General features: G+C 46.1%; 15 protein-coding genes. 11 read left to right on the top strand and 4 right to left on the bottom strand.

Annotated features, from left to right (window positions below; all coding sequences use genetic code 11):
• Positions 1–84 precede the first annotated feature (84 nt).
• Positions 85–2106: an oxidoreductase gene (locus tag Xbed_RS08225; RefSeq protein WP_086112440.1), complete on the bottom strand. Its 2022-nt coding sequence runs from the start codon at positions 2104–2106 to the stop codon at positions 85–87.
• A gap of 318 nt (positions 2107–2424) precedes the next feature.
• On the opposite strand from Xbed_RS08225, the gene Xbed_RS08220 reads away from it, so the two are divergent.
• The gene (locus Xbed_RS08220) at positions 2425–3021 is read left to right on the top strand and encodes a GNAT family N-acetyltransferase (RefSeq protein ID WP_086112439.1); all 597 of its coding nucleotides are present in this window, start codon (positions 2425–2427) and stop codon (positions 3019–3021) included.
• 33 nt (positions 3022–3054) lie between these two features.
• On the opposite strand, the gene Xbed_RS08215 is transcribed toward Xbed_RS08220, so the two are convergent.
• The 3 genes from Xbed_RS08215 to Xbed_RS08205 form a co-directional block, all read right to left on the bottom strand.
• Entirely contained in the window at positions 3055–3990 is a 936-nt protein-coding gene (locus Xbed_RS08215; RefSeq protein WP_086112438.1) for a VirK/YbjX family protein, read from the bottom strand.
• A 453-nt stretch (positions 3991–4443) separates the two neighbouring features.
• Entirely contained in the window at positions 4444–4908 is a 465-nt protein-coding gene (locus tag Xbed_RS08210; RefSeq protein WP_086112437.1) for an acetyltransferase, read from the bottom strand.
• A gap of 66 nt (positions 4909–4974) precedes the next feature.
• Entirely contained in the window at positions 4975–6162 is a 1188-nt protein-coding gene (locus Xbed_RS08205; protein WP_086112436.1) for an MFS transporter, read from the bottom strand.
• Positions 6163–6600: 438 nt separating this feature from the next.
• Between Xbed_RS08205 and Xbed_RS08200 the strand changes: the two genes are divergently transcribed.
• The 10 genes from Xbed_RS08200 to Xbed_RS08150 all read left to right on the top strand — a co-directional run bounded on the left by Xbed_RS08200 (position 6601) and on the right by Xbed_RS08150 (position 14396).
• Positions 6601–6870, top strand: a complete 270-nt coding sequence (locus tag Xbed_RS08200) for an Ogr/Delta-like zinc finger protein (protein WP_086112435.1) — start codon at positions 6601–6603, stop codon at positions 6868–6870.
• Positions 6871–7367: 497 nt separating this feature from the next.
• Positions 7368–7856 (top strand): phage tail protein, encoded by a 489-nt coding sequence (locus Xbed_RS08185; protein ID WP_086112527.1) that lies wholly within the window; start codon positions 7368–7370, stop codon positions 7854–7856.
• Positions 7857–7950: 94 nt separating this feature from the next.
• The gene (locus Xbed_RS08180) at positions 7951–9066 is read left to right on the top strand and encodes a DUF2586 domain-containing protein (RefSeq protein ID WP_208612214.1); all 1116 of its coding nucleotides are present in this window, start codon (positions 7951–7953) and stop codon (positions 9064–9066) included.
• Positions 9067–9522: a DUF2597 family protein gene (locus Xbed_RS08175; protein WP_086112431.1), complete on the top strand. Its 456-nt coding sequence runs from the start codon at positions 9067–9069 to the stop codon at positions 9520–9522.
• 160 nt (positions 9523–9682) lie between these two features.
• Positions 9683–9952: a putative phage tail assembly chaperone gene (locus Xbed_RS08170; RefSeq protein ID WP_086112430.1), complete on the top strand. Its 270-nt coding sequence runs from the start codon at positions 9683–9685 to the stop codon at positions 9950–9952.
• Positions 9953–10002: 50 nt separating this feature from the next.
• Positions 10003–10143: a DUF6890 family protein gene (locus Xbed_RS20685; protein WP_273554506.1), complete on the top strand. Its 141-nt coding sequence runs from the start codon at positions 10003–10005 to the stop codon at positions 10141–10143.
• The gene (locus Xbed_RS08165) at positions 10140–12245 is read left to right on the top strand and encodes a phage tail tape measure protein (protein WP_086112429.1); all 2106 of its coding nucleotides are present in this window, start codon (positions 10140–10142) and stop codon (positions 12243–12245) included. The genes Xbed_RS20685 and Xbed_RS08165 overlap by 4 nt, the downstream gene beginning before the upstream one ends.
• Positions 12238–12573 (top strand): DUF2590 family protein, encoded by a 336-nt coding sequence (locus Xbed_RS08160; protein ID WP_086112428.1) that lies wholly within the window; start codon positions 12238–12240, stop codon positions 12571–12573. The genes Xbed_RS08165 and Xbed_RS08160 overlap by 8 nt, the downstream gene beginning before the upstream one ends.
• Complete coding sequence (locus tag Xbed_RS08155) at positions 12563–13747, top strand: baseplate J/gp47 family protein (RefSeq protein WP_086112427.1); 1185 nt, start codon at positions 12563–12565, stop codon at positions 13745–13747. The genes Xbed_RS08160 and Xbed_RS08155 overlap by 11 nt, the downstream gene beginning before the upstream one ends.
• The gene (locus tag Xbed_RS08150; protein WP_086112426.1) at positions 13740–14396 is read left to right on the top strand and encodes a phage tail protein; all 657 of its coding nucleotides are present in this window, start codon (positions 13740–13742) and stop codon (positions 14394–14396) included. Before Xbed_RS08155 ends, Xbed_RS08150 begins: the two co-directional genes overlap by 8 nt.
• Positions 14397–14402: the final 6 nt, after the last annotated feature.

Raw genomic sequence — 14402 nt, 5'->3', positions numbered from 1 at the left:
TTGGAATAAGAACGGTGATAATGAGTTGAATATACGTTATCACCGTTTTTGATTTAAATTCTATTAGTAAACTCTCTATTATGATTAAATTCTGAATGCCAACCTAGTCCCTTGATCAATGGCCCTGCGCGCATCCAATTCAGCGGCGACATCAGCCCCCCCAATCACATGGACACTTTTTCCCATGGCCTGTAAGGGGGGGTAAAGTTCTTTCAATGGCTCTTGTCCGGCGCAAATAATCACGTTATCCACCTCAAGGCATTGTTGTTCATCACCACGACGAATATGCAGCCCTTGATCATCAATTTTCAGGTATTGCACGTTGTTTAGCATCGTGACCCCCCGCATTGACAGGCTGGCCCGATGTACCCAGCCCGTGGTTTTCCCCAAGCCATTGCCAACTTTGGCGTCCTTGCGTTGCAGAAGATAAATTTGTCGCGGGGAACGTTCTGCCTTTGCCCCTTCCGGGCGTAATCCGCCCCGATGCGTAATGGTCTGATCAATCCCCCACTCATGACTAAACGCATGGCTGCTCAGGCTGGTGCTTTGCCCGTTTTGACTCAGATACTCTGCGGTATCAAAACCAATGCCACCGGCACCGATAATGGCGACCTGTTTTCCGACGTGCCGTTTATGCTTCAACACATCCAGGTAAGTCAGCACTTTTGCGTGATCAATGCCGTCAATATTGGGGGTACGTGGTGTAATGCCTGTCGCGATGATGATTTCATCAAACGAGGCAAGCTGATCCGGGGTGGCGCTATGATTGAGACGAACATCGACGCCGTTCAAGGCCAATTGACGATCAAAATAACGCAAAGTTTCATGAAACTCTTCTTTACCGGGAATTTGTTTGGCGATATTAAATTGCCCGCCAATTTTGTTCTCACGTTCAAAGAGGGTGACATGATGCCCCCGGCTGGCGGCGGTGACAGCAAAGGATAAACCCGCAGGCCCGGCCCCGATGACAGCGATGGTTTTGGGCGCGTTTACGGGTTCGGCAAGGAATTCAGTTTCGTGACAGGCGCGGGGATTGACCAGGCAGGATGTCAGCTTGCCGACAAATACCCGATCCAGACAGGCTTGGTTACAGCCGATACACGTATTGATTTCATCCGCCCGGTTCTGCTCGGCTTTCAACACAAATTCGGCGTCAGCAAGGAAAGGACGCGCCATGGAAACCATATCGGCACAACCTTCACTGAGAATTTGTTCAGCCACTTGCGGGTCGTTGATACGGTTGGTGGTAATTAAAGGAATGCGGACTTTCCCCATCAGTTTTTGCGTCACCCAACTGAATCCGGCTCTGGGCACCATGGTTGCAATCGTGGGAATACGGGCTTCATGCCAGCCGATACCGGTATTGATAATGGAGGCGCCCACTTTTTCAATCTCTAAGGCCAGTTGCACTATCTCCTGCCAGTCAGAGCCGTCTTCCACTAAATCCAGCATGGAAAGGCGATAGATAATGATAAACTGTTCCCCCGTCATGGCGCGGACGGCTTTGACAATTTCCAGGGCAAAGCGCATACGGTTTTCGAAAGTCCCACCCCATTTATCTTGTCGATGATTCGTCCGGGTGACAAGAAACTGGTTGATGAGATAACCTTCTGAACCCATGATCTCTACGCCGTCATAACCCGCCTGTTTGGCAAGTTGGGCGCAGCGGGCGAAATCCCTGATGGTCTGCTGGATATCCTCTTCAGACATTTCTTGGGGGGGGAAGGGATTAATCGGTGCCTGAATAGCGGAGGGCGCGACCGCATTTTTTTGATAGCTGTAACGCCCGGTATGCAGGATTTGCAGGGCAATCTTTCCACCAGCCTGATGAACGGCATCGGTGATGAGCTTATGTTGGGGCAGGGAATCTTCACTATTCAGAACGCTTGCGCCGGCTGCCGTTACGCCCTGTGGATTGGGTGCGATACCGCCTGTCACAATTAATGCGACGCCACCCGCCGCCCGTTCTGCGTAGAATTGTGCCAACCGTTGGGCGCCGTCGGGATGTTCTTCAAGCCCGGTATGCATTGATCCCATCAATACACGATTTTTCAATGTGGTAAAGCCCAAATCCAGCGGTGTAAGCAGGTGAGGGTAATTGCTCATTGCATTCTCCATCAAATATTTGGTCACTTAAAAAATATTATTTTTTCCGTATGACTTAGATTTTTCACTTAGGTATGGCTAAGTGGTCGGATGAGATAGTGTTCAAATTTAGACAGTTCTGGCTTGATTGGAATATCTTTGTTAATTGATTGTGACAAATATCATGAAATATATTAGGTATAGAACATCAACAATATTTGAATAAGAATCTTTTAGGTATAGCCATGTCTCTATTTACGATTGTTGCGTATTTCTTAACTATGCATACTGACAATATATTCTTCAACGATGATTCTTCAACGATGGTGGAAAATAAACATGAAAAAAATAACTGACTGGGTCAAGCTGACAGGAAAAAGTGTGACATTAGTCCCTTTGTCACATGATAAATATGATGAATTTGTTCGCGCTATCGAAGATGGGCAATTACATAAACTTTGGTATACCAGTGTCCCTGACCCGATGAATGTACATGCGGAGATTGACCGTCGTTTAGCCTTGCATGCCAAGGGAAGTATGCTGCCTTTTACTGTCATTGATAATGTCACAGGGGGGGCCGTCGGGATGACAACCTATATGAATATTGATGCCAATATTCCCAGATTGGAAATCGGTTCGACATGGTATGCGCGTTCAGTGCAACGCACGGCGATTAATACGGAAGCAAAGTTTTTGCTGTTGCAATACGCATTTGAAGAATTGGAATGTGTCGCGGTGGAATTTCGTACTCATTTTCTGAATCATCAGAGTCGCAAGGCCATTGAGCGGTTGGGGGCAAAACTGGATGGTATTATGCGCAATCACATGCGGGCTAAGGATGGTTCGATACGGGACACCTGCGTCTATAGCATTCTTCTCAATGAGTGGCCCGCCATTAAGACTCATCTTGCATGGTTAATGGCGAAGCCGCGCTAAATGCCAGATCGGGTATTCCTTCCTCAGCAGCAATCAGGCAGTAAGGGATGCCTTGATACTGTTTTCCAATTCATCCAGTAACTGATAACGGCGGCGATACTCGGCGCGTTTTTTGCTGGGAATATCATCCAGAGATTTTCTTTCTATGATTGACGGTAAATGGAAGTCATTATTTTCCTTTCTGACACCACTTAAGGATTCCCAGAAAGCATTATAATCGGCTACCATCTTATCTTTCTTTTTATGCCAATAACGAATACTGCGGTAGATATGCGTTTCATTACTGACTGCCAAAATCTGTTCACAATCAACATGTTCAGCAAAGCGGCAGATAGCTTCAATTAATAGGCGTTTGGGAAATAACCCATAACACTCTTTCGTGGCATGGCGGATAATATCCAGCGAGTTATCCCCTTTGGCCGGACCCTGTAATACCCCAATAAATAATGTTTGTTTGCCATCCACCGTTAATAACGTAAATGCACATTTCGCCAGAATGACATTTTCTGCGGTGGTAATATATAAAGAAAGTTCCCCTTCTTTATTCAGATTATCCAATGAATCAATGTATATCATGAATGATTCATTTTTTCCCTGAATGGTTGCCAATAAATAAGCATGAGTATCAAATAGTTTACTGATGATGGCCGGTTCTAAGTGCTGGAACAGTAACTTATAATGTTCATTTAATGCGCAGACAATATGTTTACGTTTAAAATTAATGCTCAAATAGGGGCGATGTAATTTACAAGGTAAACTGGGTTGCTTTTTCAAAATATCCAGATAGCGTGGCGTCTTGGCAAGACTATCCAAGAGCTTCAGCGTAGAAACAGGTGTCAGGATACTGCGCAGTGCAAATTTAGTGCGATTACCGGAAGAGAGCCAGTGTTCCCCTGGAGTAACCCGTTTTCCGACAAGCGCGGCAAATAGCTTCACTCCTGAGGAAGCCGATTGTTGTAAATGATTCATTAATGCTTAGACTCAATAGAAATAAAAAATATTTATACCTGTTGTCTTTCCCGTTGCCGCTTGGTTGGCTGCATCTTGAAATCCATAGGGTATATACGACCCCTATTATATCATTGATTTATCAAATTTTACTCAGTCGTTTACAAAACATTCTATTACTTTAAGTTTATTTATTTTTACATGAATCACTTATTTCTCTTATTTCTATTTTAAAGTCTTGTTGTTATAAGCATTATTTCTGTAAAATCATCGTGTTTTAGAAAGTGTTTAGGTTATCTATTCTTTCAATTAATTGTTCTTTTTGTCATCCATCCATAAGAAATGGATAAGTTTTAATTTTTTGTAAAAAGGTTGTTGCTCATTATCGGGAAAACATCAGAATGATATTTAACATTTTGAAATTTTCAGTCGATCATTCAATTTTTATTGAGTGTTGAACCCAAGAATGTATCGTCAGGCCAGTTTCACTTGTACTAATCTCATAGGGACTAATCTCATATGTAATAGTGGAAACGCGTTTCCTTGTCCATCAAGCTCTGAACGGGCAAAAACCTGAAACCCCATATGCTGATAAAAGCCGACACCTTGTGTATTTTGTTCGTTTACATCCAACTCATTGATATTTAATTTATCAATGGCAAACTTCAACAACATCTTGCCAACCCCAGTGCCCCGCGCTTGTGGAGTAACAAACAGCATTTCCACGCGGTGTTGATCGGTACTGATAAATCCGACGATATTATGTTGCTTATCTACCGCCTTATAGACAGTGAGGTTGGGCAGGTAATCATTCAGGATTTGCGGGCGCAAAGTCTCAATCATGGTCTTAGGAAGGAAATCATGAGTAGCCAGTACTGAGGCTTCCCAAACCTGGATCAGTGTCGGAAAATCAGCTTCGGTGGCTTGTTGTATCTGCATTGCATACCTCTGGATTTTGCTATCGTATTCGGTTTCTGGTTGAATATTTTTGCAGCTATCTTTGCACTAGCTTGCGAATACACGGTCTTTGCGATACAAACTCGCCAGTAGCATATAAATCGCCGTAGCCAATAAGACAATGAAGAAGAAACTCATCAATCCCTTGTGTTGCATATTGAGAGCATGTTGGGCATAAAAAGCGTGTTGAAGCATAAAATGCCCGGCTCCCAGAGGGCCAATCGCGGAACCAACACTGTAACTTAACAACATGACTTGGCTTGCGGCGACAATATAGGATGAATCCAGCTTGTCACAGGCGAGGGTAATCGCAATGGGATACAGGGCAAAAGACGACATTCCCAAAAGCGCCAGTGCCACTATTGTCACACTATAATGTTCGAAGAGATAGGTCATTCCCACGGCGAAAACGCCCAGCAGTGAAACCATGGCAAGTAAAAAGGTTTTGCTCATCATGACAGACAGCTTACTGATAATCGGCTGTATCACCATGCCACCCAAAATAATTGCGGCCATCAATACACCGACCTGATCGGCACTGAAGTGACTTTGACTTAATGATAAAGGCATCAACCCGTAGATAGTGCCCATGACAATGCCTGATGTCATGCAGCCAACGATGGCTGGCTTGCTGAATTGGGTAATTTTTCTCAGCGACAGGCTCTGATGATGAAGCGAAGGTGGCTGCCCGTGGCGCACAAGTAATGGGGGCAAAATCGCTAACAGCAGCAGGGCGGAAATCACCATAAAGGGGATCATCCCCTGAGTGCCGATAGTCCCAATCAACAATTGACCCAGCGTTGTTCCACCGTAGAGTGATGTCATATAGAAACTCAGACGTTTTGCCCGTTCTTTGGGGCTATCGCCAATCAACAGCCAGGATTCGACCACAACAAAAATCCCGGCAACCGCGATGCCTGCTATGCAACGGATAAGCAGCCAGATTTCTTTATTGGGAAAAACAGGCAATGCAATGACGGTTGCAGCCAAAAGCAACAAAAAAACAATAAATGAAAGACGGTGACCTATTTTCGCAATAACGGGTGCAATCATCATTGAACCCAATAATAGACCGGCATAATAAGCACTGGCTAACCAACTGGCATAAATCGTGTCAATGTTGAAACTTGCCATCGACAAAGGAATTAAACTCATTAAATAACCAGAAGCAATGGCAAAAACAGCCAACCCCGTGACGGGGACCAATGCACTGTCATTGTTGCGCAGCAGTTTCACTACTGTCGTCTCCACATAAAAAAATCAGCCACAAATGCGCTGCTTCTCATCAAGATTTTGCCGAATGGCAGCCACGATATATGCCAGGGATTGGGATATATCTTGGTGACTTAAGCAGTAGGTAATTGACTCAATGACCTTGAGTGGTGCGGACTATAGCTGTTTCTCACATAGAGATACAATGAGAAAAACTGATACTCATGAGTGAAAAGATTTATGAAGGCGGGGGCATTATTTTTTTAATCATGACTGGGAAAACTGGCCTGACTGCAACAACATCTGGCTCCCTTGTTACCTGATAATAACGCGTGGATTTGGTGGGATGTTTTGATGTATCAGTGATACGACATCTCTGTATCAGGCAAAACACATAAATTTGCGGGTAACATGCGCCAAAAGTAAAAACCTCTGAAAATAAATCCTGTAGGAATGATAACGATGCGCGTATTAAAGATTCTTTGCCCTGAATGTGGTGTTAAGGCGGTGATTAGTAAAACTAACCGGAAACACCCTGAAATTGCCGATCTTTATTGTTCGTGCTCTGATATTGAATGTGGTTACCGATTTGTGATGAATCTGACCTTTTCCCATACGTTAAGTCCTAGTGCTAAAACTGGCGACAAATTGTTACAGACGATGGTGAACAATCTTAATCCGCAACAGCGTCTGGCGGCATTAGCGTTGTTGAAAGCGGGTGCAGGTGCTTAATGTTTTGTTTGTGGTTTTTCATAATGATAAGGTAAGTGATCATTTTTCATTATATGAAAAGTTAAAGTGGTCAATCTGAAATATTTTTTCGACAAAATAGTCAAAACGGATTGACCATTCCTCAAAATAATATTTTCTGTAATATCCCTCCATTTCTTTAGCAAAAAAACATCATAAATTCTCACCCCATGTATTCCGCCAACCTTTTTGGTCTGCAATGACTTCATCTGAAAGAAATCCGGAACGAATGAAATTAATATCATTTCGGCCTGATTCGGTTATTACCCTATAACCGAATTCATCAGAACTAAACCATTCGCAGCATGGGATTGAATTCGTAATAATGCATCTGCGTTGAACGGAAGGGACTCATGTTTTAGCTTAGTCTTAATCAAGCGTGAAAATATTTCGGCAAGGGATTGCCAGCCATTGATGAATGAAAGCGGATTTTTACCCGTAATAATGAAAGGATTGAAACTGACAGCGGTATGCATGATATGAGTAAATTACAGCAATTAACGGCATTTTTACGGGAAAATCTGCCAGAGTTCATTTGTGAAACGGACTTTAGCAGTGAAGTGGAGGAAATTCGCTTTATTCAGGCTCAACGGGATTTGGGGTTGGGGCAATACCAGATGTTTATCCAAAAATACAAAGCGGTGATTAAGTGGGCGAGTTTTCCATCCAAAGAGCATGATCCCCGATATATTCCACTGCTAATCGATGCGTGGCTGACAGGGCAAGACGATGAATTTGGGAATGTTGCTCAGGAACAGGAGCGCCCAATGATGACTGTCAAAACGAATGAAGAAACCACAGCCATTGTGGTGTCATTATCACTGTCAGAGCCTGTGATCATGCGTGAGGATAAAAACGGCATCGTCCCCTTTGATGGTAAGCGCTGGCTGCTGGCATCCCCTGAAATCTGGTTTGCTGAAAATGGAATCGTGCATTACAGGGATGAATCAGGTGAACCGCCCCAATAATAATATTCAATGGGCAGTTAAAGCAGAATGGCTTAAGGAATAACAAAACGTATCTTGTCACCTTAAGTGACTGAAAACATAAATAAAGGAATAAATTATGTGGCCACATGTTCAGGTTAACCAAGTTAACCAACTACAGGGCGAAACAAAGGAAATTGAGCGCGTATTGCTCTTTGTTGGTACGGGAAAAACCAACGCAGGCAAAACAGTCTCTGTCAATACTCAGACGGATTTTGATTCCGTATTGGGAACGGCGGATACCGCTCTGAAACGTAACGTACTGGCAGCGATGGCGAATGCCGGGCAAAACTGGTCTGGTTATATCCATGTCTTACCTGAATCGGCAGATGAATTGGCCTTTGTTGAAGCGGTGACCGCAGCGCAGCATATTGCCAGTGTGGAAGGCTATGTGCTGACAGCATGTGCAACGAAATCCGTTATCAAGGCAGCACAAACCTTGCGGGCAAATACCATTGCCAAATTTGGTCGTTGGCAGTGGGCGATTCTGGCTGTTGATGGAACACAGTCGAAAGAAACGTGGGCGGATTATGTTTCCCGTCTGGCGGAACTGCAAAAGGGTGAGGCGGTTGCTTCGGTGCAATTGGTGCCATCCCTGTGGGGTAATGAAGCCGGAGTATTGGCTGGCCGTTTGTGTAATCGTGCCGTCACCGTGGCAGACAGTCCGGCGCGTGTCCAGACAGGGCCATTAATGGCGTTGGGCACAACGGATTTTCCACTTGATGGTGAAGGCAAGCCAATGGATTTGGCTACCCTACAAGCGTTGGAAAAGCTACGTTTCAGTGTCCCTATGTGGTATCCCGATTATGACGGTATGTATTGGTCAGACGGTCGCACATTGGATGTGGAAGGCGGGGATTACCAGAGCATCGAAAACCTGCGTGTCGTGGATAAAGTAGCACGTCGTGTGCGTTTGCAGGCCATCGCTAAGATTGCTGACCGCAGCTTGAACAGTACACCGGGCAGTATTGCAACACATCAAGCCTATTTCGCCCGCACTCTGCGTGAGATGTCCCGATCGTCCGAAATTAACGGTGTGACATTTCCGGGTGAAGTGAAATCGCCTCAAGAGGGTGACATAGTTATCACATGGCGCAATAAAAACACGGTAGAGATTTATATCACCATTCGCACCTATGAATGCCCGAAAGGGATCACGGCGAGTTTGCTGCTGGATTTGGGAGGGAACTAAATGAGCCAGCGTATTTCCGGCCAATCGGTCGATTTTAATATGGATGGGGATCTGGTTCATGCGGAAAAGGTCAATCTGTCCATTACTGACAACACTGCCGTAGCTCAAACTCAGGGCGTACCGGATGGCTATATCTCCGGTGATGTGGCGGCAGAGGGTGAAATTGAACTCAGTACCAAATACTTGGATATCGTCACCGCCAAAGCGCGTTCGGCGGGTTCATGGCGGGGCATTCAGCCGGTTGATTTGATGTGGTATGCCAAAGCCGGCCACGAAGAGATGAAAGTTGAGGCTTATGGCTGCAAACTGATCCTCAGCGATATCCTGGATGTTGATCCGAAAGGCGGCAGTGTGATGACACATAAAGTTAAATTTGTCGTCACTTCACCTGATTTCGTTCGTATCAATGGTATTCCCTATTTGGAAGCAGAATTAACCCGTAATCTGATTGGCTAAAGATTATGGGCAGGGAAGAACATGAGAAGCTGTTTGTTACATGAATCTTATTACATGAATTTTATTACATGAATGTACTGGGGCAACTCGTGGCATCAAGGATGATGTTTACCGAAAATAATCGAATAAAATGTACTAAATGAAAGAAAGGAATTAAATCATGAGCAAAGAAAACAAAGTTGTTACTTTAATTGTTGGTAAAGATGAAATTAAGTTTGAGCCGAATATTGTTGCTTATAATAATATGATTAACGATATGACAATGGACAATAAAATTGTGCCAATTGTGACTTATTTACGTCGTATTGTTCAGCCTGCGTCTAAATCTGCCCTGGATGAATTATTGCAGATCCCGGGTGCCGCGATGCAATTGGTTGAAAAAATCAATTCCGAATATGCACCAAAACTGGAAATTGAAATAAAAAACTAAATGCACGGGTTAAGGCTATTGATAATAGCTTATTTGAACAAGCCTTAACTTTGCGTCGTCATTATTTGCCAAATGAAAATGATGAAACGGAAAATTTAGCCCGTGCAATTTGGTTGGATAATCGATATTGGGAATATACGCGCATTGCAACTGCAAATGGAATTGCATTGGCATTAAAGGGTGAGCCATGAGTCCTGTAGATTTTATACACAATCTAATCCGTGATATTACACGACCTATTACCAGTGTAAAAACGGAACTTATTGACCTTGCTGCACAGTCACAAACGGCATTTGGCAAAATTTCAGCGGGTGGACAAACAATAGCAGATTCGTTCTGGTCAACTCATAGTTTCCTTGAACCTGCCATTCAAATGGATGACGCCCTGAAATCAGCCTCATTACAGGGAATTGATAGTGGGGTCATGGCAAAAATAGCCAAAGACTCAATGACCTTCAGCTCACAGTATGGCAAGTCTGCCATCGAGTTTGTGCAATCAGCGGCGGAAATTAACAAAGCAGTACAAGGACTGGAGCAAACAGAATTGCCTCAGATGACCAAAATTGCCAACATCACCGCCGTTGCCCTGAAAGCCAGTACGACGGATGCGGCGGACTATATGGGGAAAATGTTTGATCTGTTTTCCGACCATGCTGATGCGGTAGGGAATATCCAGTTTGCTGAAGAGTTATCAGGTAAGGCTGTTTTTATGGCGCAAACTTTCGGCACCAGTATGCCGGAAATTACCCAACTGCTGGAAAGCTCCCGCGCTGCTGGCGCAAAATTTGGCGTGGGTATTGATGAACAACTGGCCGTCTTGGGGGAATTACAGCGTTCATTGGGTTCAGAATCCAGCCGTGCTTATGCGAATTTTTTATCGGTCGCGGATAGTGGAGCGAAAAGCCTGGGATTGAGTTTCGTTAATGCATCCGGCCAGATGCTTTCCATGCCGGAAATGCTGGGGCAATTACAGGCCAAATATGGCAAAAGTATTGACGGTAATCTTAAGGCACAAGCAGAGATTGAAGCCGCATTTGGTGACTCTGCGGTCGTGGTGAAAACGCTTTTCAACAATGTTGATGCATTGAGTAAGAACATCACCGAGCTGGGTGCCAATGACGGGATGGATCGTACCCATAAAATGGCGGCACAGATGGCTGACCCGTGGGAACGGCTACAGGCAATTTGGCAGAACTTGCATATGCTGGTGGGGTCAGCATTGTTGCCTGCTATCAACCCCTTGGTCAATCAGCTCGCTGATAGCGCTCAAATATTGGTGCATTGGATGAAGTTATTTCCCAATATTGCACGCTGGGTGGGCTATATCGCGCTTGGGATTATGAACTTTTCTGTTGTGAACTCAGTAGCCAATATTGTGATGGGAGTATCCAAATTTATCATGATTGGTCTGAGAGTGGTTTGGATAAGTTTTACCTTAATCATGAAATTGGGAACTGCGGCACTATGGCTTTATAGGGCGGCTATCATTGCATTTAATGCCACGCTGAGAATATTACGCGGTACATTGCTGGCTATCCGTATGGTAGCGATTTTAGCGGGCATTTCATTCAGTTTTATGAGCTGGCCGATACTGCTGATTATTGCCGCGATTGCGTTACTCGCTATTGGCATTTATCTGCTAATCAAGCATTGGGATGTGATCAAAGCCGCCATTATGGATACCACCGCCTTTAAGGTAGTGGCGGCGTATGTGACATGGGTCGGCGGGATATTCAGTGCAGTTTGGGATTGGATCGCCGAAGGCTGGAATAATCTGTGTCACTGGTTCAGCAGCTTTTCATTGGCCGATACGTTTTCAGGCATGGTGGACAGTGTCGGTGATCTCTTCAGTGGCTTATGGGACTGGCTGATGGCGTCGTTCAACGGCATCTATAACGGGATCGTCAAGACATTAAATCTTATTCCGGGTGTCAATATTGAAACCCAAGCCATTGAAAAAACAGTCACTGAACCGACAGGACAGGTGGCCGTACCCAATGTGGGCATGGGGGAAAATACTCAGAAATTAATGGCTCAACCTAATAGCATTTTGCACGGACAGTCTCAGGCTATCCTCCAGCCTGTACAAGCCATTAAACCGCAAGAAAATACGAGTGTATTAACGGGCGGGAATAAACTGGGTATTAATAAAAATGGTCTGATTAATGAAGTCGCGGGTAATTCACAGACCATTAATGATAATAGCCGACGTATTGAAAGCGTAACGCTGAATATTTCCAATGCCATAACACCGGATCAATTAACGGAATGGGAGCACGTGGCTTATGGATGAGCCTAAATATATTGATTTGTTAATAAGTGAGCGTGATTTCACGCTTAATTCAGGGAATGAACCCCTTTTCTGTAATAACCGAATCTCCATTGGACAAGATTGTGTTCATGCCATTATTGAAAGTGGATTGGCAACGAGTTTAGTTGCCGAGCGCAGCCCGACATTACGGGCAGATATTCACACACAAATAGTGATTTTGGTTGAAAACGACGAGCGGATTATTCCGGGCACGGTCAGCATTAACGAAGAATCGCCGACCAAATTATGGATCACGGCTGAAACTTACGATTTTGGCCGTATCAATGTGAGCGTAGGCAATGGACACTAAACCGACAATTGATTACGAGAAAGTGCTGCGTGACAGCGGGATGCCGACCACGGAAACCGACATCAGCGCGGCGTTCGCCAAGGTTGTGGATGATGCCGGGCTGGTGACCAACACCTCGCGCATGTCTCCGTTCTGGCGGCTGATCAATACGATTGTGACGCGCCCGGTATGGTGGCTCAAGGAGGCATTAATCCATGTCACCCTGAAAAACATGTATCTGGCGACCGCATCGGGCGCGTGGCTGGATATGTTCGCATGGGGCGTCAACCTGAAACGCAAGCCTGCCTCCGCTGCACAAGGGGTTATTCGTTTTTACAAAGCGGCGGGGGCATCGGCGGTCACGGTGCCCGCCGGAACGGTGATCCAGACCGAGCGCATCAATGGCGAAATCTACCGGGTCAGCACCACGGAAAGCGTCGTGCTGGCCGATGGGGTTGCCAGTGCCTTGCTGCCTGTGGCCGCAGAAAGTGCAGGCGGGGCATTCAACCTTGCGCCCGGCTATTTTCGACTCCTGCCCGTGGCGGTGTCCGGTATTGAGCGGGTGCAGAATGAAGAGGGTTGGTTACTGACGCCCGGCGCAGATGCAGAGTCAGACGATGATCTGCGTGACCGTTGCCGCAACCAGTACAACTTAGTCGGTAATTATCATACCGATGCCGTGTATCGGGGCATGATTGCCGCCGTGGCAGGCTTAAGCATTGACCGCATCTTCTTCCTGCATGATGCGCCCCGTGGGGCTGGCACCGCCAACGCCTATCTGTTATTGGATTCCGGCGTGACCAGCCAGCCTTTTATTGAGGCGGTGAACAATTACATCACCAATCAGGGGCATCATGGGCATGGCGATGATATGCAGTGCCTGCCGATGCCGGACACGCATCACGCGCTGACCGTGACGCTGTTTGTGGTCAATCTGGCGAACTACAGTCAGGAACAGATAGCGGCACTGAAAACAGACGTCAGTAACCTGATCCGCAGCGCCTTTCGGGAAAATGCCGATTATCCGGTGAAGAAAACGTGGCCGTACTCGCGTTTTTCTTTCTCCAACTTGGGGCGGGAGATCCATCGTGAGTTCGGCGAAATTGAATCACTGAGCTTTTCATTGGCGGACATTCTCAGTGAGCTGAGTGTGCCCCGGCTGCAATCGCTGACGGTGGAGGTGAAGAATGTCTGAGTTCCGGGAACGCCTCACCCGGCTGGCGCTGCCGTCATGGATGAACAAGGGGGAACCCGCCAAACTGTTGGGTGCGGCGCGGGCATTCTGGTCAGGTGTCTATGACTGGCTGACATGGCCGCTGGCGCAACTGGATGCGGAAACCTGTTCCGAAGCGTTGTTGTCGGTGCTGGCGTACCAGCGGGATATCCAGCGCTTTAACGGTGAACCGCTGCCACTGTTCCGCAAGCGGGTGAAGTACGCCTTTATCAACGCCAGAGACGCGGGCAGCGTGGCCGGGTTTATTGCCATTTTTGATCGCTTGGGGATCGGCTATGTGGAAATTAACGAGCGCCAGCCAGACATTGACTGGGATGTGATTATCCTGCGCCTGAGTGACAGCCAGATAGCGGCCAACCCTGATTTGCTGATGAACATCATCCGTCAGTATGGCCGCACCTGTCGCCGCTACCGTTTTGAAGTGATCGCCAAAAATCAGTTGCTGATGTGGGTTGGCAGCGTGGGCGCAGAGTATTGCACTTATGCCGCTGCCATTCCGACCCAGCCATTATTATTAAAAGTGGGGCATATCGCAGGCGTTGCCGTCTGTGACAGTGCCCGCCTCAAGGAAAGTAGCGCACCGAACGTGACCTACGGTGCTTCATTATAAGGAAAT

This window comes from Xenorhabdus beddingii (genome assembly GCF_002127545.1).
GTDB classification, from domain to species: domain Bacteria; phylum Pseudomonadota; class Gammaproteobacteria; order Enterobacterales; family Enterobacteriaceae; genus Xenorhabdus; species Xenorhabdus beddingii.
Note: the sequence above shows the minus strand (reverse complement) of the source record. Positions and strands in the feature narration are given on the sequence as shown.